General features: G+C 72.9%; 19 protein-coding genes. 8 read left to right on the plus strand and 11 right to left on the minus strand.

Annotation, left to right across the window (positions count from 1 at the left end; genetic code table 11):
• Positions 1-112 precede the first annotated feature (112 nt).
• Positions 113-313, minus strand: a complete 201-nt coding sequence (locus ACZ6Y1_RS22505; RefSeq protein WP_384581868.1) for a DUF2191 domain-containing protein — start codon at positions 311-313, stop codon at positions 113-115.
• A gap of 49 nt (positions 314-362) precedes the next feature.
• Positions 363-821: a DUF4442 domain-containing protein gene (locus ACZ6Y1_RS22510; protein WP_376658205.1), complete on the minus strand. Its 459-nt coding sequence runs from the start codon at positions 819-821 to the stop codon at positions 363-365.
• Between the two features lie 96 nt (positions 822-917).
• Here ACZ6Y1_RS22510 and ACZ6Y1_RS22515 point away from each other — a divergent pair, with 96 nt between their 5' ends.
• Positions 918-1,952, plus strand: coding sequence for a DUF8017 domain-containing protein (locus ACZ6Y1_RS22515; RefSeq protein ID WP_469632486.1), 1,035 nt, complete (start codon positions 918-920; stop codon positions 1,950-1,952).
• A 120-nt stretch (positions 1,953-2,072) separates the two neighbouring features.
• Positions 2,073-3,395 carry an MFS transporter gene (locus tag ACZ6Y1_RS22520; RefSeq protein ID WP_469632489.1) on the plus strand — a complete coding sequence of 441 codons (1,323 nt, stop codon included), beginning with the start codon at positions 2,073-2,075 and terminating at the stop codon, positions 3,393-3,395.
• A gap of 74 nt (positions 3,396-3,469) precedes the next feature.
• On the opposite strand, the gene ACZ6Y1_RS22525 is transcribed toward ACZ6Y1_RS22520, so the two are convergent.
• The 4 genes from ACZ6Y1_RS22525 to ACZ6Y1_RS22540 form a co-directional block, all read right to left on the minus strand.
• Complete coding sequence (locus ACZ6Y1_RS22525; RefSeq protein ID WP_469632624.1) at positions 3,470-4,261, minus strand: spermidine synthase; 792 nt, start codon at positions 4,259-4,261, stop codon at positions 3,470-3,472.
• Positions 4,262-4,339: 78 nt separating this feature from the next.
• On the minus strand, positions 4,340-5,185 hold the full coding sequence (locus tag ACZ6Y1_RS22530; RefSeq protein WP_469632492.1) for a patatin-like phospholipase family protein: 846 nt from the start codon (positions 5,183-5,185) through the stop codon (positions 4,340-4,342).
• A gap of 121 nt (positions 5,186-5,306) precedes the next feature.
• A complete protein-coding gene (tuf, locus tag ACZ6Y1_RS22535) occupies positions 5,307-6,488 on the minus strand; it encodes an elongation factor Tu (RefSeq protein WP_469632496.1) in 1,182 nt (393 codons plus the stop codon).
• Positions 6,489-6,765: 277 nt separating this feature from the next.
• Entirely contained in the window at positions 6,766-7,482 is a 717-nt protein-coding gene (locus ACZ6Y1_RS22540; RefSeq protein ID WP_469632499.1) for a DNA alkylation repair protein, read from the minus strand.
• A gap of 49 nt (positions 7,483-7,531) precedes the next feature.
• Between ACZ6Y1_RS22540 and ACZ6Y1_RS22545 the strand changes: the two genes are divergently transcribed.
• From ACZ6Y1_RS22545 to lnt, 5 genes are all read left to right on the plus strand, one after another.
• Positions 7,532-8,260 (plus strand): TVP38/TMEM64 family protein, encoded by a 729-nt coding sequence (locus ACZ6Y1_RS22545; RefSeq protein ID WP_469632502.1) that lies wholly within the window; start codon positions 7,532-7,534, stop codon positions 8,258-8,260.
• 48 nt (positions 8,261-8,308) lie between these two features.
• Entirely contained in the window at positions 8,309-9,187 is an 879-nt protein-coding gene (locus ACZ6Y1_RS22550) for an undecaprenyl-diphosphate phosphatase (protein ID WP_469632505.1), read from the plus strand.
• A 136-nt stretch (positions 9,188-9,323) separates the two neighbouring features.
• A complete protein-coding gene (locus tag ACZ6Y1_RS22555; protein WP_329388158.1) occupies positions 9,324-9,500 on the plus strand; it encodes a hypothetical protein in 177 nt (58 codons plus the stop codon).
• A gap of 70 nt (positions 9,501-9,570) precedes the next feature.
• Positions 9,571-10,038 carry a nuclear transport factor 2 family protein gene (locus ACZ6Y1_RS22560; protein ID WP_469632509.1) on the plus strand — a complete coding sequence of 156 codons (468 nt, stop codon included), beginning with the start codon at positions 9,571-9,573 and terminating at the stop codon, positions 10,036-10,038.
• 26 nt (positions 10,039-10,064) lie between these two features.
• On the plus strand, positions 10,065-11,648 hold the full coding sequence (gene lnt / locus ACZ6Y1_RS22565) for an apolipoprotein N-acyltransferase (RefSeq protein WP_469632512.1): 1,584 nt from the start codon (positions 10,065-10,067) through the stop codon (positions 11,646-11,648).
• Here lnt and ACZ6Y1_RS22570 read toward each other — a convergent pair.
• Positions 11,593-12,498, minus strand: coding sequence for a Gfo/Idh/MocA family protein (locus ACZ6Y1_RS22570; RefSeq protein WP_469632515.1), 906 nt, complete (start codon positions 12,496-12,498; stop codon positions 11,593-11,595). The two genes, lnt and ACZ6Y1_RS22570, sit on opposite strands and share 56 nt — an antisense overlap.
• 217 nt (positions 12,499-12,715) lie before the next feature.
• Here ACZ6Y1_RS22570 and ACZ6Y1_RS22575 point away from each other — a divergent pair, with 217 nt between their 5' ends.
• The gene (locus ACZ6Y1_RS22575; protein WP_469632518.1) at positions 12,716-13,231 is read left to right on the plus strand and encodes a hypothetical protein; all 516 of its coding nucleotides are present in this window, start codon (positions 12,716-12,718) and stop codon (positions 13,229-13,231) included.
• A gap of 59 nt (positions 13,232-13,290) precedes the next feature.
• Here ACZ6Y1_RS22575 and ACZ6Y1_RS22580 read toward each other — a convergent pair whose 3' ends face one another.
• The 4 genes from ACZ6Y1_RS22580 to ACZ6Y1_RS22595 all read right to left on the minus strand — a co-directional run bounded on the left by ACZ6Y1_RS22580 (position 13,291) and on the right by ACZ6Y1_RS22595 (position 17,155).
• The gene (locus ACZ6Y1_RS22580; protein WP_469632627.1) at positions 13,291-13,782 is read right to left on the minus strand and encodes a hypothetical protein; all 492 of its coding nucleotides are present in this window, start codon (positions 13,780-13,782) and stop codon (positions 13,291-13,293) included.
• 95 nt (positions 13,783-13,877) lie between these two features.
• Complete coding sequence (locus tag ACZ6Y1_RS22585) at positions 13,878-14,546, minus strand: uracil-DNA glycosylase (protein ID WP_469632630.1); 669 nt, start codon at positions 14,544-14,546, stop codon at positions 13,878-13,880.
• A 111-nt stretch (positions 14,547-14,657) separates the two neighbouring features.
• A complete protein-coding gene (locus ACZ6Y1_RS22590) occupies positions 14,658-16,241 on the minus strand; it encodes an ABC transporter substrate-binding protein (RefSeq protein WP_469632521.1) in 1,584 nt (527 codons plus the stop codon).
• Between the two features lie 152 nt (positions 16,242-16,393).
• Entirely contained in the window at positions 16,394-17,155 is a 762-nt protein-coding gene (locus tag ACZ6Y1_RS22595; RefSeq protein WP_469632524.1) for an SDR family oxidoreductase, read from the minus strand.
• Positions 17,156-17,177: the final 22 nt, after the last annotated feature.

Consider the following 17,177-nt stretch of genomic DNA (forward strand, 5'->3'; position numbering starts at 1 on the left):
CTCCCCTGCGGCGTGGATCGGCGGGAGCGGCCCGCGCCGGACCGCTCCCCCGCCCACTGTGCGCCGGGTGCCGGCGGGCGCCTCCGAGACGCGCCACCGCGGGCGCCGAGTTTCAGCCCTGCGGCGGCGGGGGCAGGCTGTCGGCGTCCCGCCGGGCCTCGTCCTGGAACTGCACCCGGGCCTCGGTGCGGTGCCCGCGCGCGATGTAGTCCCGTACGACGGCCTCCACGGCGTCCTGCGGTGACCCGACCCCCGCGAGGACCATCACCTCCACCACGAGCTCTGCGTCGAGGCTGATGCTGACCTTGGCCACGGGCACTCCCTCCGTCGTCGTGCGAGGGACTCTAGTGGCAGCGGGCCTGCTACGCCGGGGTGTTGGGGCGCAGGGTCCAGACGACGGTCATCTCGCCCGTCACGGCCTCGTCCTCGCGCTGGATGGCGATGGTGACGGGGAACTCGGGACGGCCGCCCGCGTCGAGCTCGGCGACGACCTCAGCGGCGGGGCGGCCGAGGGTGGCGGTGGCGGTGACGACGCCCTTGGCGAGCTTCTTGTAGCCGATCTCGGCCTTCACCGCGAGGGGGACGGCGCGCGAGAGCTGGTCGCCGAAGGCGGCCAGGACGATGGCGCCGCTCGCCGACTCGGCGAGGGTGAACATGGCGCCGGCGTGCGGGCCGCCCACGTGGTTGTGGTAGTCGGGCTGGTCCGGGAGCCGGACGACGGCACGCTCGGGGGTGGTCTCCAGGAACTGGAGGTTCAGGGTCCGGGCCATCGGCACCGTCGCGGCGAGCAGTTCGCCCACGTTCATCTGGTCTGCGCTCATGAAAGGCTATGTTACCCACCAGTAGACAGGATTGGCCAGACCTGCACAGGGGGCGGCCGTGGCCCGTGGAAGCCGCTCCCACTATCGTTACCGGCCATGTGGCCAGGACAGCAGCAGCAGCCGCCCGGGGGCGAACAGAACCCCTACGGCGCACAACAGAACCCGTACGCCCAGCAGCCGGGGCAGCCGAACCCCTACCAGCAGCAGCCCGGTTACGGATATCCGCAGCAGCAGCCGGGCTTCCCCCAGCCCCCGACCGTCGTTCCCGGCCAGCAGTGGGGCCAGCCGCAGCAGCCCCCGCAGGCGCCGCAGGGTCCGGGCGGCGGCGGGAGCCGCTACCAGACCAAGACCGTCGCCATCGTCGCGGCGGCCGCGGTCGTCGTGGCGGCGGCCGCGACCGGCGCGTTCGTCCTGACCCGGGACGACAAGAAGACGGACGAGGCCGACGGCAAGCCCCCCGCGGCCTCCTCGGCGCCCGCCTCCAGCGAGCCCGCGCCGGCCGGCAGCAGCGCGAACCCGCGGGCGGGCGGCGACCTGAAGCCGACCGTCCCGGGCTGGAAGGTCGTCACCAACCCCAAGTACGGCACCGCCTTCGACGTCCCGCCGGAGTTCAACGTACTGGGCGCCGGCACCTCCATCGGTTTCCTGGACGAGGCGAAGAAGGACGGTTCCGCGGCCGTCATGATGTCCGGTCCCGCGTACCTCAAGGAAGACTGGTGCAAGGTCGACGCGGACAAGAACGGCAGCGAGGAGACCACCGCGCTGGCCGGCACCGGCACCAAGGGCGGTCAGGGCGCCAAGGACACCGCGGAGGCCGTGCGCAACGAGGCCGGGAACTGGGCCTGGGCCGGATACGCGCAGAAGGCCCCGAAGGGCACCACCAAGGTCTCCGAGCCGAAGGAGTACACCACCGCCTCGGGGCTCAAGGGCCACATGGCGACGGCGAGCGTGACCGGCCTGCCGAAGGAGAACAAGTGCTCCTCCGACGGCAAGTCCATCGCCTTCAGCTTCAAGACCGCCAACGGTGACTTCTCCTCCTGGATCCTCTACAGCGCCGCGGGCGTCCCGGACGAGGTCAAGCAGGAGACGATGGAGAAGATCCTCAGCACGGTCCGCCTGACCGCGAGCTGAGCCTCCTCCGTCCCTCCCCCGGCGCCCGCACACCGCCCGGGCGCACCCCGGAGGCCCCCGCCACGGCCCCGGGCCGGGAATCCGTTTGGATTCCCGGCCCGGGGCGGACATAGTCCCGTGGTGAGCCCTTCCCGCACCGCTTCCTCCCGTACGCCCGCACGCCGCCGACGGCCCGAGTGGGCCGGCCGCAACTACACGCTGCTGACGAGCGCGGCGGTGGTCACGAACCTCGGCAGCCACGGAGCTCTCATCGCGGCCGCGTACGCGGTCATGGAAGCCGGCGGCAGCACCGGGGACGTCGGCCTGGTCGCCGCCGCCCGTACGCTGCCGCTCGTCCTCTTCCTGCTGATCGGCGGCGCGATCGCCGACCGGATGCCCCGCCACCGCGTGATGGTCGCGGCCAACGCCCTGAACGGCGTCTCGCAGGCCGTCTTCGCCTTCCTCGTCCTCACCGGGGAACCCCGGCTGTGGCAGATGATGCTGCTGACGGCCCTGTGCGGCACGGGCACCGCCTTCTTCAACCCGGCGGCCGAGGGAATGCTGCTGTCCACCGTCTCCGGTGAGCACGCCAACCGCGCCTTCGCGCTGTTCCGCATGGCCATGAACGGCGCGGGCATCGGCGGCGCGGCCCTCGGCGGAGCGATGATCGCCGCGCTGGGACCGGGCTGGGTCCTGGCCGTGGACGCGGCCGCCTTCGCCGTCGCGGGCGCGCTGCGCGCCTTCCTCGACGTCGGCCCCACGCGCGAGCGGGCCGCCGGCGGGGGCATGCTGGCCGATCTGCGCGAGGGCTGGGTGGAGGTCCGCACCCGCCCCTGGCTGTGGAGCATCGTGCTCCAGTTCTCCGTGGTCGTCGCCGTCGTGGGCGCGGCGGAGGCGGTCTACGGCCCCCTGGTCGCCCGGGACCGGCTCGGCGGGGCGGCTCCGTGGGGTCTGGCGCTGGCCTGCTTCGGGGTGGGAACCATCGGCGGCGCGGTCCTGATGATGGCGTGGAAGCCGCGCAGGCTGCTGCTGACCGGCACCCTGTGCGTGTTCCCGCTGGCGCTGCCGTCGGCCGGGCTGGCGGTGCCGCTGCCGGTGTGGGGTCTGTGCGCGGTGATGTTCGTGAGCGGCACGGCCATCGAGGTGTTCGGCGTGAACTGGATGACGACCCTGCACCAGGAGATCCCGGAGGAGAAGTTCTCCCGGGTCTCCGCCTACGACTGGTTCGGCTCGGTGTCGATGCTGCCGCTGGCCACCGCCCTCGCCGGCCCGGCCGAATCGGCCTTCGGCCGCACCCAGGCCCTGTGGGGCTGCGCGGCCCTGGTGGTCCTGGCCACCGGCCTGGTCCTGCTGATCCCGGACGTGCGACGGCTGACGCGCCGCGCGGCCCCGCCCGTCATGTCCACGGCCGCGTCGGCCGAACCCAGCCCCGCCGCAGACACGTCCAGCCCCGCCGGCGTTTGAGGCGCGGGGGTCCGGGGGGGGGCGGCACCCCCGGCAGCGGCGCGGCGGCCGCCCCCCTCACCCCAGGCTGAACGTCACCCCAGGCTGAACGCGCCCTCCGGCGGCGGCGGCGAGGCCACCGCGTCCGCGTCGGTCACGGGAACCGCCCCGCGCAGCAGGCGGGCCAGCCCGTCACCGAATTCCACCCTGGCGGGAAACGCGTCGCCCGCGCACCGACGGGCCACCGGGGCGACCGGCAGGTCCCCGTCCGAAGCCAGCAGCACCGCGTTCCCGAACCGCCGCCCCCGCAGCACCGCCGGCTCCGCGATCAGCGCCAGGTGTGCGAAGGCCTCCGCGAAGTTGGCCAGCTGGGCCCGCAGGAAGCCGAACGGCGCCCCGTCCGCCAGGTTCGCCACGTACAGGCCCCCGGGCCTCAGCACCCGCGCCGCCTCCCGTGCGTACTCCACGGACGTCACCTGCGCCGGCACCCGCGAGCCGCCGAACACGTCGGCCACCACCACGTCCGCGCTCCGTGCCGGCGCGGCCTCCAGCCAGCCCCGGGCGTCGGCGGCGTGCACCGTGATCCCGGCCCCCTCCGGCAGCGGCAGATGCTCCGCGACCAGGTCCACCAGGGCCCCGTCGAACTCGACGACCGTCTGGCGGGAGCCCGGCCGGGTGGCCGCCGCGTAGCGCGGCAGGGTCATCGCGCCGCCGCCGAGGTGCAGGAGGTCCAGCCCGCGGCCCGGCTCCGCCGCGCAGTCCAGGACGTGGGCGAGGCGGCGTACGTACTCGAATTCCAGGTGCAGCGGGTCGTCGAGGTCGACGTAGGACTGCGGGGCCCCGTCGACGGTCAGCAGCCAGGCCCGCTCCCGGTCCACGTCCGGCATCAGCTTGGCGGTGCCCTGACCCACTTCCCGTATCACCGGGATCTGTTCGTCGCTCACCCCACCATTGTCGGGCCGGGTTCAGCGCGACCAGACCGCCGCGGCCTCGGAGACGTGCTCAGCGGCCTGCGCCAGCCCCGCGCGGGCCGCCGGGTCCCGCCGGGCCGGGTCCAGTACGTTGCGCCCGAAGGCCTTGCGGGCCGCCGTCGACGGGGTGATCAGCAGCACCCGTGCCCCCGCCTTCCGCAGCCGCCCGGCCTGCGCGGCGGGCGAGGGGACGAGCCCCGAGCCGAGTGCGATCGGGGCGACGATCACCACGCGCTCGTAGCCGGCCGCCAGGTCGGCGTTGGTGGCGGAGCGGACGCCGCCGTCGATGAACCGGCGTCCGCCGACCGTCACCGGCGGCCACACCCCGGGCACGGCGCAGCTCGCCGAGACGGCGTCGACGAGCCCGGCGCCGCTCTCCCGGTCGAAGTCGGCCGGCTCTCCGGTGTGCGCGTCCACGGCGGTGACCACGAACCGCCGCTCGGGCCACTCGTGGGAGACCAGCCGGGACGCGAGCACCTGGCGCCGCTCGGCCTCGGCCTCGGTGGCAGCGGCCAGGGCCATCGCGCCGACCCGCTGCCGGTAGGCCGCCCCGTCCCGCGAGCGCACCATCGCCAGGGCGTAGCGCGCGAGGACGCCCGCCCCCAGCTTCGCGGCCTTCTCCCCGGCGGGGTCGCCGAGCTGGCGCTCGTACAGTTCCTGCGCCGAGAGGAGTCCGGAGGTGAGCTGGGCGCCGACCACCGAGCCCGCCGAGGTGCCCACGACGAGGTCGGCGGTGGTGAGGTCGACCCCCGCGCGGGCGAGCCCGTAGAGGATCCCGCACTCCCAGCCGATGCCGGTCAGTCCGCCGCCGCCCAGCACCAGTGCCGTGTCGCCGCCCATCGCCGTCCGTCCCTCCGGTCGTGTCTGTGGTGACGGCAGTCTGACGCAGCGGGTCCGCCGTCACCACAGAAGGGTCCGGACCGGGCGGGCCGGGCGGCCTGGGCCGCCCGGCCCGGGCCGGTCACCCGAGTACGGCCGTCACGGTGCCCGCGCCGACCGTCCGCCCGCCCTCGCGGATCGCGAAGCCGAGTCCGGACTCCAGCGGGACGTCCCGCCCGAGCTCGACGGTCATCGTGACCGTCTCCCCCGGCCGGGCCAGGCCGGCCTCGCCGAGGTCCACGTTCCCCACCACGTCGGCGGTGCGGATGTAGAACTGCGGCCGGTAACCGGTGGCGACCGGCGTCGTACGGCCGCCCTCGCGCCCGGAGAGCACGTACACCCGCGCCGTGAAGCGGCGCTTCGGCGTCACGCTGCCGGGGGCGGCCACCACGTGCCCGCGGCGCACCCCGTCGCGGTGCACCCCGCGCAGCAGCAGCGCGACGTTGTCCCCGGCCTCGGCGGACTCCATCGGCTTGCCGAAGGTCTCCAGGCCCGTGACCACCGTCTCCACGGGCTCGCCGTCGCCGCCGAGCACGCTCACGCGGTCGCCGGTCCGTACGGTCCCCCGCTCGACGGCGCCGGTCACGACGGTGCCGCGGCCGGTGATCGTCAGCACGTTCTCCACCGGGAGCAGGAACGGGGCCTCCGTGTACCGCACCGGTGTCGGCACGTACGTGTCCACCGCGTCCAGCAGCGCCTCGATCGCCCCGGTCCAGTGCGGGTCGCCCTCCAGCGCCCCGAGCCCGGAGACCCGTACGACCGGGGTGCCGTCGCCGCCGTAGCCGTGCGCGGTGAGCAGCTCGCGGACCTCCAGCTCGACCAGGTCGGTCAGCTCGGGGTCCCCCGCGTCGGCCTTGTTGAGGGCCACCACGATGTGGTCGACGCCGACCTGCCGGGCCAGGAGCACGTGCTCGGCGGTCTGCGGCATGACCCCGTCGAGCGCGGAGACGACGAGGATCGCCCCGTCGAGCTGGGCGGCGCCCGTCACCATGTTCTTGATGTAGTCGGCGTGCCCGGGCATGTCGACGTGGGCGTAGTGGCGGGTGTCGGTCTCGTACTCGACGTGCGTGAGGTTGATGGTGATGCCGCGCCGGGCCTCCTCCGGGGCCCGGTCGATGCGGTCGAAGGGCACGAAGGACGCGCCCCCGCGCTCGGCGAGGACCTTGGTGATGGCGGCGGTGAGGGTGGTCTTGCCGTGGTCGACGTGACCCATGGTGCCGATGTTGAGGTGCGGCTTGGTCCGCACGAAAGCCGTCTTGGCCATGATGATCTTCCCGTGCTATCGAAGCTGGAACGGGACCCCTGAACCGAGCCGACCCTCCCCCTGCGGGGTCCGCCGGACGATCCGGGAAGGGTCAGCTTCGTGCGCCGTCGAATGCGGCGAAGGGAAATGCCTCTGCGGGAACGGCAGCCTTCGGCGCGTCCGCGACTGCGGACGGTGCGGCGGGGAAGGCGTACCGGGACATGCCCCAGATCCTGCCGTACGGAACGCCGCCCGTCGAACGGATTAACGGCCGGATCTTCGGCGAAGTGCCGTGCGCTCAGAGGTTCTTCAGCGCCTCGCGCACGGACAGCGGTGCCAGGCGGCCGCGTTCGGCCTCGACGAAGGCGCGTACGGCGGCGGGGTCGGTCTTCGCGTACTCGCGCAGGGCCCAGCCGATCGCCTTGCGCAGGAAGAAGTCGGGGTGCCCGGCCCGGCGGCGGCAGTAGGCGAAGAGCCGTTCGGAGTCGGTGGCGTCCTTGTAGCGGAGCTGGTGCAGGAGGGCGGTGCGGGCGAGCCAGATGTCCTCGTCCTCGATCCACTCGTCCATGACGGCCGCGAGCGACGGGTCGGCGGTCACCAGCGGCCCGACGGTGTGCGCGGCCAGCAGGTCGACGGTGTCCCACCAGGGGACGGTGACGAGGAGGTGCCGGACGACGGGAAGGAAGCCGGAGGAGCAGCGGGCGACGTGGCGGCGCAGGTAGTCGACGGCGAAGTAGTGGTACTCCCGCTCCGGGAGGCGCCAGCAGCCGAGGGCGAGCGCCGCGCAGTCGGACTCCGCCGGCTCGGCCGTGCCCCTGGTCACCGCCTTCGACAGTTCGCGGCGCAGCGGGGTGGGGATGCCGAGGAAGGGCGCGACGTCCTTCATGTACGCCGCCATGGCCTCGGCCCGCACGGGGTCGGCGGCCGGCGCGTAGGCCCCGGTCAGCCGTTCCAGGAGGGTGTCCGCGAGGGTGCTGCGGGGAACCCGCGGGGTTCGCCGGCCGTTCGACAGCATGAGGCACAGATTACGGCGCGGCGCCCGGGTGGTCGGTTAGTCTCCCGGAATGTCCCTCCTCCTCACGCCGTGGGCGCGGCTGTCGCTGCTCGTCGTGCTGCTCGTGGCCGCCGGCGTGTGCGTGCTGCTGTACGAGCCCCAGCGCCTGCTCTCGGAGGGCTGGCGGCCGGGTCTCCCGGTGGCCGCGGCGGTGGCGCTGTTCGCGGGCGCGTACGGGGTGTGCGCGGCCGCCTTCGTCCCGCGTCCCCTGCTCAACCTCGCGGCCGGAGCCGTCTTCGGCACCCAGGCGGGCCTGGTCGCGGCCGTCGCCGGCACGGTCCTCGGGGCCGGCATCGCCTTCGGCCTCGGCCGGGTGCTGGGTCAGGAGGCGCTGCGTCCGCTGCTGCGCGGCCGGTGGCTCCAGGCGGCCGACGGCCAGCTCAGCCGGCACGGCTTCCGCTCGATGCTCGCCGTCCGGCTCTTCCCCGGGGTGCCCTTCGTGGTGGCCAACTACTGCGCGGCCGTCTCCCGCTGCGGCTGGACCCCGTTCCTGCTCGCGACCACGCTCGGGGTCGTCCCCAACACCGCGGCGTACGTGATCGCGGGGGCCAGCGCCTCCTCCCCCGGATCGCCCGCCTTCCTGGTCTCGTTCGGCTTCATCGTGGTCTCGGTGGTGGCCGCCGGAGCGGTCGCCTGGCGCAAGCGGCACCGTCTGGCACCGCCGCGGAACGAGGGTCCCGCGTACGAGCTGACGCCCCAGCACCCCCCAGTGGTCACTGCCACTCCGCACGGGCCCTAGCATCGGGGGCGAACTGCCCGACGATCACAAGGACGAGCGCACCCCGACATGAGCTGGTTCGAATCCCTAATCCTCGGTCTCGTCCAGGGGCTTACGGAGTTTCTCCCGATCTCCTCCAGCGCCCACCTGCGGCTGACCGCGGCGTTCGCCGGCTGGCAGGACCCAGGGGCGGCTTTCACCGCCATCACGCAGATCGGCACCGAGGCCGCCGTGCTGATCTACTTCCGCAAGGACATCGCGCGGATCGTCTCCACCTGGTTCCGCTCGCTCTGGACCAAGTCGCTGCGCTCCGAGCAGGACGCCAAGATGGGCTGGCTGGTGATCGTCGGCTCGATCCCGATCGGTGTCCTCGGCCTCGCCTTCAAGGACCAGATCGAGGGGCCGTTCCGCGATCTGCGTCTGACGGCCACCACCCTGATCGTGATGGGCATCGTCCTCGGCGTCGCGGACCGCCTGGCCGCGCGTGACGAGGAGGGCGGCCGGCACCGCGCCATCCGCGAGCGCAAGACGCTGCGGGAGCTGGGCGTCAAGGACGGCCTGATCTTCGGTCTCTGCCAGGCGATGGCCCTGATCCCGGGCGTCTCCCGCTCGGGCGCCACCCTCTCCGGCGGTCTGTTCCTGGGCTTCACCCGCGAGGCGGCGGCCCGCTACTCCTTCCTCCTCGCCATCCCGGCCGTCCTGGCATCGGGCCTGTTCGAGATCAAGGACGTGATCGAGAGCCCGGGCCACATCACGTGGGGTCCGACGATCTTCGCGACGGTCATCGCCTTCTTCGTCGGCTACGCGGTCATCGCCTGGTTCATGAAGTTCATCTCGAACAAGAGCTTCATGCCGTTCGTCGTCTACCGGGTCCTGCTCGGCATCGCCCTGTTCGTCCTCGTGTGGGCCGGTGTGCTGAGCCCGCACGCCGGCGAGTCCGCCGGATAGTCGTACCGGCAGGGGTGGCGCTGCGCGCCCCGCCTCACCGCTTCGCGTGAACCGCGAGCCGCTCGGGAACGTTCCCGGGCGGCCCGCGCGTCGTTGTGCCCGGAGAGGGTAGAAGGCGAACAACAGGGGGTGTCCCATGGGTCGAGTGGTGCTGGAGCGGTTTCCGGCCGGAAGTCCGCGGGGGAGCTGGCCCGCGGAGGAGTACGCGGCGCAGCGCCTGCGGGAGGGGGTGCCGGCCGAGGTGGTGATGGATCTGGACAGTGATGCGTTCCTCGTCGTGGTCCGCCAGCGGGAGGCGCATTCAGGTCACTGACGGCCCGGGCGGGAGATCCCGTCGGCGCACGCCCCTTGGCGTTGCCGCCCGTCGCCCCCACACTGTCCCGATGACGCAGCGTGTGGACCTCGCGACGGTGATGGACCGGCTGGCGATCGACGAGGTGGTCTCGGGGTACGCGGTGGCCGTGGACGACGGCGACTGGGAGGGGTACCGGGCCCTGTTCGCCCCGGCCGGGCGGGCGGACTACAGCTCGGCGGGCGGGGTGGAGGGGCCCGCCGGGGAGGTGGCCGACTGGCTCGCGGAGACGATGAAGCTCTTCCCCGTGCGCCAGCACCTCATCGTGAACCGGCTGATCCGGCTGGAGGACGCGGGCGGCGCGCCCGGCGACAGCGCCGAGGTCCGTGCCGATTTCCTCAATCCGATGAGGCTCGCCGGGGACGAGTTCGACGGGACGGTCACCGCGCCGAATTTCGTCGCCGCCGGGCGCTACACCTTCGCGCTCGCCCGCACCTACGACGGCTGGCGGCTGACCCGGGTGACCGTGCACGAGAAGTGGCGGCACGTTTCCGCCTGACTCCACACTGGAAGCGGAGGCGCCCCATGATCTCGATACGGAGCGGGTGGTCCCCCCGGTCGCTCTCCCGGTCGTTGCCGCGGTGGCCCTCGGGGTGGCGCGTCGCGGGCGCGGCCGGCGCCGGTGCGCTGCCCGCCCTCGCGTTCCCCGCCCCCGCGCTCTGGTGGTTCGCGTACGTCGCCCTCGTGCCCTGGATGCTGTTGCTGAGGTCGGCCCCCTCCGGTCGGCGAGCGGCGCTGGAGGGCTGGGTCGGCGGCGCCGGGTTCATCGTGGCCGTGCACCACTGGCTGCTGCCCAGCCTGCACGTCTTCCTGGTACTGATCGCGGCGCTGCTGGGCGTGCTGTGGATCCCGTGGGCACTCCTGGTGCGGGACCTGCTCGGCGGGCAGCCCACGGCGGGGCGCGCGGCCGCCGGACTGGTCCTCGTGCCGGCGGGGTGGCTGCTGTCGGAGCTGGCCCGGTCCTGGCAGGGGCTGGGCGGGCCGTGGGGGCTTCTGGGGGCGAGCCAGTGGCAGGTGCCGCCCGCGCTGCGGCTGGCCTCGGTGGGCGGGGTGTGGCTGGTGAGCCTGCTGGTGGTGGCGGTGAACTGCGCGCTGGTGCTGCTGGTCGCGGTACCGGGGGCGCGGATCCCGGCGGTGGCCGGGGTGGCGGGGTGCGCGGTGCTGACCGGGGCGGTGTGGCTGTGGGCCGAGCGGCCCGCGGTGTCGGGACGGCTGCGCGTGGCCGTCGTACAGCCCGGTCTGATCCCGGACGGGCCCGACAGCTCCGAACGGCGGTTCGCGGCCGGGGAGCGGCTCACGCGGACGCTGGAGGGGCAGCGGCCCGACCTGGTGGTGTGGGGCGAGAGCAGCGTCGGCGCGGACCTGGCGGCCCGGCCCGACCTGGCCCGGCGGCTCGCCGCCCTGTCGGCGCAGGTCGGGGCTCCGCTGCTGGTCAACGTCGACGCGCGCGGGCCGGACCGGCCCGGCATCTACAAGTCCTCGGTGCTCGTGGGCCCCGAGGGTCCGACGGGCGCCCGGTACGACAAGATGCGGCTGGTCCCCTTCGGGGAGTACGTGCCCGCCCGCTCCCTGCTCGGCTGGGCCACCTCCGTGGGCAGGGCGGCCGGTGAGGACCGGATGCGCGGCCGGTCGCCGGTGGTCATGGACCTTCCCGGGGGTGTCCGCGTCGGACCGCTGGTCTGCTTCGAATCCGCCTTCCCCGACATGAGCCGGCGCCTCACCCTGGACGGGGCGTCCCTGCTCGTCGCCCAGTCGTCGACCTCCACCTTCCAGAACAGCTGGGCCCCGGCGCAGCACGCCTCGCTCACCGCGCTGCGGGCCGCGGAGGACGGCCGCCCGATGGTGCACGCCACCCTCACCGGCACCAGCGTGGTGCACGGCCCCTCGGGCGAGCGGATCGGCTCGGCCCTGCCCACTTCGGCGAGTACGGCGCGCCTGTACGAGGTCCCGCTGGCGACGGGCACGACCCTGTACGCCCGCTTCGGGGACTGGGCGGTCTACACGGCCGTCGCCGCACTCGCCGTGTACGGCGCGGCGCAGGCCGCGCAGGCGCTCAGGAGGCCTGCTCCAGCGCCGACTCCACGACCCGCTCGCACAGCTCGTGGGTGAGCAGCGCATCGCGCGCGCTGAGCGTCCTGCCGGCGGCCACGGCCTCCAGGAAGTGGTCCACGACCTGTTCGATGCCGCGCTGGCGGGCGACGGACACCCAGTCCCCGCGGCGCCGGACGGTCGGCTGGCCCTTGTGGTCGATGACCTCCGCGAGGTTGAGGACCTGGCGCTTGGTGTCCTGCCCGGACACCTCCAGGATCTCCTCGGCGGAACCGGAGAGCCGGTTCATGATCCCGAGCGCGGTGAAACCGGCGCCGGACATCTGGAGCACCACCTGGCTCATCAGCCCCTCGCGCACCACGGCCCGGACGTCGATCCGGTCGGCCTCGCCGGGCAGCAGGAAGCGCAGGGTGTCGACGACGTGGATGAAGTCGTCCAGCACCATCGTGCGCGGGTCCTCGGGCAGCCCGACGCGGTTCTTCTGCATGACGATCAGATCGCGGGCGTGCTCGGCGCACTGTGCGTACCCGGGTGCGTGACGGCGGTTGAATCCGACGGCGAGTGACACCCCGCGCTCCTCGGCCAGTTCCACGAGCCTCGCCGAATCCGCGAGTTCGTAGGCGAGCGGCTTGTCCACGTAGGTCGGCACGCCCGCCTCCAGGAGGCGCTCGACGATCTCGGGGTGCGCGCTGGTCGGCGCGTGCACGAACGCCGCGTCGAGGCCCTCGGCGAGCAGCGCGTCGAGGTCGGTGTGCCGGTGTGCCGCCGGGACGTGGTGGATCTCGCCGACCCGCTCCAAGGTGGCCCGGGTGCGCGTCTGCAGGTGCAGCTCGACTCCCGGCCGGGTGGTGAGCACGGGCAGGTACGCCTTCTGCGCGATGTCGCCGAGTCCGATGCAGCCGACCTTCACCGGGCGCCTCCTGGTGTGTTCCTCGTGGGATGCCTGCAGCTTAGGGCCTGCCCGGCGGACCGGGCCCGAGGGCGGCGGGCCGGGGAGGACACGGGGCCGGGCGGGTGGCCGCCGGCCGGCGGACGGGGTTCGGTTGGCCCGCGCCCCGTCACCCGTGCGGAGTGAATATGGCCTCCGGGTTTCCCAACGCGGTGCCCGTCGGAGCAGAGTTGCGCGAGTGCATCCAACCCGAACCACGACAACGCTGCTGCTCGGAGTCGCCTGTGCCGTCTCGGCCGTCTCCGGCTGTGTGAAGGTGAACCCCGCGCCGGTGACGCCGGCCGTCGGCCCCTCGGCGGGACCGGCGCCGCACCACGAGCCGCGCGGCGGGCCCGGAGCCTCCCCGGTGGTCGTCCAGGCACCCGCGCTGGAGGCGCTCGGGGCGGCCCCCCGGCCCGCCGCGCCGCCTGCGGCCTCCGCGCCCGCCACGGCCCCGGCCGCCCCGCAGCGGAGCGCGCAGGCTCCGCCGCCGGTCCCGGACATCCCCGAGCCCCGCAGGCCCGCCGAGGCGGCCCGGGCCCACGGGGAGGGCGGGAACACGGGGGCCGCACGGCCCGACGCGAAGGCGGAGCGGGAGCTGATGCGGGAACTGCCGGTGCGCCCGGCCGACGTGTGCGCGCTGGGCCGCCGGCACGGTCACTGGCGTCCGGACAGCCCGGAGGCCCGTATCTGCGCGGGCGTCCACGGCGGCTGAGGGCCGTGGGGGGCCGTTCCGCGGACCGGCCCCGCGGCGGACCTCCCCGGGGCGCTGCTCTACGGGGACTGCTCGGGGAACGGCCGGCGCCCGGCTCCCGGCTCCGCGGCCAGGCGCCGCTCCAGCCGGAGGATGGCGCCCCGTACGCCGTTGCCGTAGCCGTCGTCTGGCAGAGCGGCGGCCGCCGCACGGGCCCGGGCCAGGTGCGCCCTGGCCGCCTCGGGCCGCCCCAGCTTCACGTAGTCGTCGGCGAGGCTCAGGTGTAGGGAGGGGTAGAACCCCCGGGGCATCAGCGGCCCGTCCCCCAGCGCCTCGGCTGCGGACAGCGCCCTGAGGTCCCAGGCCAGCTGGTCCGAGGGATCGTCCTGGGCGTCGGCCATGTAGTGCGCGAGGGTGCACCGGTGAAGTGAGTCGCCCTCGACCCCGAGCTCGGTCCAGATGTCGGCGAGCCGGTTGCGCGCCTCCTCGCGGTCCCCGGCGTGCAGCAGGATGACCGCCTGGCCGATCCGGGTCATGACGGCGTCCTCCGACGCCTCCTGCTGCTCCGTCACCGCGGCCTCCGGCTCGCTCCGCCAGACCTGCTCCGGTCTGATCATCAAGAAGCTAGCCGGAGGCACCGGCAATGGCGCCGAGGCGCGGTGTGGCGTCAGCCGAGGTCCGGGATCCGCCAGTCGATCGGCTCATGGCCCTGGGCGGCGACGGCCTCGTTGATCTGCGTGAAGGGGCGGGAGCCGAAGAACTTCTTCGCCGACAGCGGGGACGGGTGGGCGCCCTTGACGATCACGTGGCGCTCCTCGTCGATGAGCGGGATCTTCTTCTGGGCGTAGGCGCCCCACAGCACGAAGACGGCCGGGTCCGGGCGGTCGGACACCGCGCGGATCACCGCGTCGGTGAACTTCTCCCAGCCCTTGCCCTTGTGCGAATTGGGCTCGGCCTCGCGGACCGTGAGCACCGCGTTGAGCAGCAGGACGCCCTGCGCGGCCCACGGCATCAGGTACCCGTTGTCGGGGACGGGGAGGCCGAGCTCCTCCTTCATCTCCTTGTAGATGTTGCGCAGCGAGGGCGGGGTCTTCACGCCGGGCTGCACGGAGAAGCACAGGCCGTGGCCCTGGCCTGCGCCGTGGTACGGGTCCTGGCCGAGGACCAGCACCTTCACCTGGTCGAAGGGAGTGGCCTCCAGGGCCGCGAGCACCTGCTCGCGGGGCGGGTAGACCGGCCCGTTCGCCCGCTCCTTCTCGACGAACTCGGTGAGCTCTTTGAAGTAGGGCTTGTCCAGCTCCCCGCCGAGGACGGGCAGCCAGGACTCGGGCAGCATCTGGGTCACGGCACAACCTCCGGTACAAAGTTCTTGCGACTGATCAAGAACCTACCGGGAGCCACTGACAACGCGTCGGCCGCCTCCCGGCGGCCGACGCGTGCGGCCCTGCTACCAGCTGGTCTTGCGGTAGAACTCCCACATCTGCATGACGGTCTGCGGGTCCAGGGCCCGCTCGGCGCCCGCGATGTCCTCCCGGGCGGCGACGTACAGCTTGCCCTGCCACAGGGGCAGCAGCCGGACGTCCTCGGCGAAGACCTGCTGTGCCTTCTCGAACTGCTGGACGCCGGCCGAGCGGTCCCCCTCGCGGCGGGACTTGGGCAGCAGGTCGGTCAGGATCTCGGCGGGCTCGTACGGGGTGCCGACCGCGTTCTCCTTGCCGACGAACGGCGCGATGAAGTTGTCCGGGTCCGGGAAGTCGGGGAACCAGCCACGGCCGAAGACCGGGTACTCCTGGCCCTTGTAGCCCTCCTGGAAGGTCTTCCAGGGCGCGCTGCGCAGGGTGATCTTGAAGAGCTGGCTCTCGTCCAGCTGGCGCTTGAGCTCGGTGAACTCGTCCGCGGTGGAGGCGCCGTAGCGGTCGGTGGTGTACCAGAAGGTCAGCTCGACGGGCTGGGTGATGCCGGCGTCCCGGAGGATCTTCTTGGCCTTGGGCACGTCCGCCGGGCCGTACTTGTCGTAGAAGGGCGTCTTGTGGCCCACGACGCCCTTGGGGACCATCGAGTACAGCGGCTCGGCGGTGCCTTGGTAGACCTTCGAGACGAGCGCGCCGCGGTCGATCACCTGGGCGATGGCCTGGCGGACCGGGAGCTTGGCGACCGCCGGGTCCTTGGGGTTGAAGACCAGGTAGCGGATCTCGGAGCCGACGTTCTCGACGACCTGGACGCCCTGGCCGTGCGAGGCGGGGCTCTGGAGGTCCAGGATCTCGGGGGCCGACAGGCCTCGGTAGATCGCGTCGATCTCCTTGCCCTTCAGGGCGGAGATCATCTTCGGGGAGTCCGCGAAGTAGCGGATGGTCACGCCGTTGTTCTTGGGGTTGGCGAAGCCGTTGTAGCTCTCGTTGCGGTTGAGGACGGCCTCACCGGCCTCCTTGTACGACTCCAGCACGTACGGGCCCGAGCCGACGATCTTGCCGTCGTCGCGGACCTTGTCCGCGGGGTACTCCTTGGGCGCGACCAGCGAGGCGGCGGGCGAGCCGAGGACGAACGGGAACGTGGCGTCCGAGGTGTTCAGGTGGAACACGACCGTCAGCGGGTCCGGGGTCTCGATCTTGTCGAGCGTGCCGAAGAGGTCCTTGGGACCGACCTTGGAGCCGATGGTCCTGATCCGGTCCAGGGAGTGCTTGACGGCCTTGGCGTCGAGCGGCTCTCCGTCGGAGAACTTCAGGCCCTTGCGCAGGGTGCACCGGTACGCCTGGTTCGCCGCGTCCGTGAACTCGCAGCTCTGGGCCGCGTCCGGCTGGGGCTTGGTGGAGCCCGTCGGGAAGGCCACCAGGGTCTGGTAGACGTTCCGGTAGAGCTCCCAGGAGCCGTCCCACGCCGCGGCCGGGTCGAGCGTGCTCGGGGCGCTCGTAGTGCCGACGACGATGCGCTTGGCGTCGTCGCCCTTGTCGTCCGAGAGCAGGCCGCATCCGGCGAGCAGGGATATGGACGCAAGGGCCGCAGTGATCTGCAGACATCTGGTCCGGATGAACACGTGCACGCTCCTCGATCAGCCAGGGGTGCGGCAGACCCTACCGCAGTGCCCCACGATTCCAATGGACAGGTTTCGTGGGGCACATGACCGGTTCCGTGCATATTCGTGGCACATTCACCTCCCTTCAGGAGGGGAATGTGTCCGATTATCGATCAGTGCACTCCGGCATTCAGGAACATTCCCCCGTCTACGACCAGAGTTTGTCCTGTGATCCATTCCGCTTGTGCAGATGTGAGAAAGGCCGCGGCCCCTCCGATGTCCTCCGGAACCCCGAGCCGGCCCAGCGGATAGGCGGCCGCGGCCTCCTGCTCGCGGCCCTCGTAGAGCGCCTGCGCGAACTTGGTCCTGACCACCGCGGGCGCGATCGCGTTGACCCGGACCCCGGGGGCCATCTCGTGGGCGAGCTGGAGGGTCAGGTTGATCATCGCCGCCTTGCTCATCCCGTACGCCCCGATGAAGGGCGAGGCGGAGACGCCCGCGATGGAGGCGATGTTCACGATCGCCCCGCCGTTGTCCTTCTGCCAGGCGTGCCAGGTCCGCTGGGCGAAGCCGAGCGCCGAGATCACGTTGGTCTCGAAGACCTTGCGCGCGACCCCGAGGTCCAGGTCCGCGATCGGACCGAAGACCGGGTTGGTGCCGGCGTTGTTGATCAGGAAGTCGACCCGGCCGAACGCCTCCATCGTGCGTTCGACGGCGAGGGCCTGGTGCTCCTCGTCGTGCGCCTTGCCCGCGACCCCGATGACCCGGTCGGCGCCGAGCCGCTCGACGGCCTCCTTGAGGGCGTCCTCGTTGCGCCCGGTGATGCACAGCCGGTCCCCGCGGGCGACCAGCGCCTCGGCGACGCCGTAGCCGATGCCCCGGCTCGCGCCGGTGATCAGCGCGACCTTGCCGCTGTCCGTTGCCTCGTTCGTCATGTCGTTCACCCCTGCCTCTCGT

The organism is Streptomyces sp. NPDC053432, assembly GCF_055585365.1.

Excerpts from the sequence above, each read along its gene's own strand:
- ACZ6Y1_RS22510 (WP_376658205.1), bottom strand. The coding sequence starts at position 821 with ATGAGCGCAGACCAGATGAACGTGGGCGAACTGCTCGCCGCGACGGTG.
- ACZ6Y1_RS22515 (WP_469632486.1), top strand. The coding sequence starts at position 918 with ATGTGGCCAGGACAGCAGCAGCAGCCGCCCGGGGGCGAACAGAACCCC.
- ACZ6Y1_RS22525 (WP_469632624.1), bottom strand. The coding sequence starts at position 4,261 with ATGCCGGACGTGGACCGGGAGCGGGCCTGGCTGCTGACCGTCGACGGG.
- ACZ6Y1_RS22530 (WP_469632492.1), bottom strand. The coding sequence starts at position 5,185 with ATGGGCGGCGACACGGCACTGGTGCTGGGCGGCGGCGGACTGACCGGC.
- tuf (WP_469632496.1), bottom strand. The coding sequence starts at position 6,488 with ATGGCCAAGACGGCTTTCGTGCGGACCAAGCCGCACCTCAACATCGGC.
- ACZ6Y1_RS22540 (WP_469632499.1), bottom strand. The coding sequence starts at position 7,482 with ATGCTGTCGAACGGCCGGCGAACCCCGCGGGTTCCCCGCAGCACCCTC.
- ACZ6Y1_RS22545 (WP_469632502.1), top strand. The coding sequence starts at position 7,532 with ATGTCCCTCCTCCTCACGCCGTGGGCGCGGCTGTCGCTGCTCGTCGTG.
- ACZ6Y1_RS22550 (WP_469632505.1), top strand. The coding sequence starts at position 8,309 with ATGAGCTGGTTCGAATCCCTAATCCTCGGTCTCGTCCAGGGGCTTACG.
- ACZ6Y1_RS22555 (WP_329388158.1), top strand. The coding sequence starts at position 9,324 with ATGGGTCGAGTGGTGCTGGAGCGGTTTCCGGCCGGAAGTCCGCGGGGG.
- ACZ6Y1_RS22560 (WP_469632509.1), top strand. The coding sequence starts at position 9,571 with ATGACGCAGCGTGTGGACCTCGCGACGGTGATGGACCGGCTGGCGATC.
- lnt (WP_469632512.1), top strand. The coding sequence starts at position 10,065 with ATGATCTCGATACGGAGCGGGTGGTCCCCCCGGTCGCTCTCCCGGTCG.
- ACZ6Y1_RS22585 (WP_469632630.1), bottom strand. The coding sequence starts at position 14,546 with ATGCTGCCCGAGTCCTGGCTGCCCGTCCTCGGCGGGGAGCTGGACAAG.
- ACZ6Y1_RS22595 (WP_469632524.1), bottom strand. The coding sequence starts at position 17,155 with ATGACGAACGAGGCAACGGACAGCGGCAAGGTCGCGCTGATCACCGGC.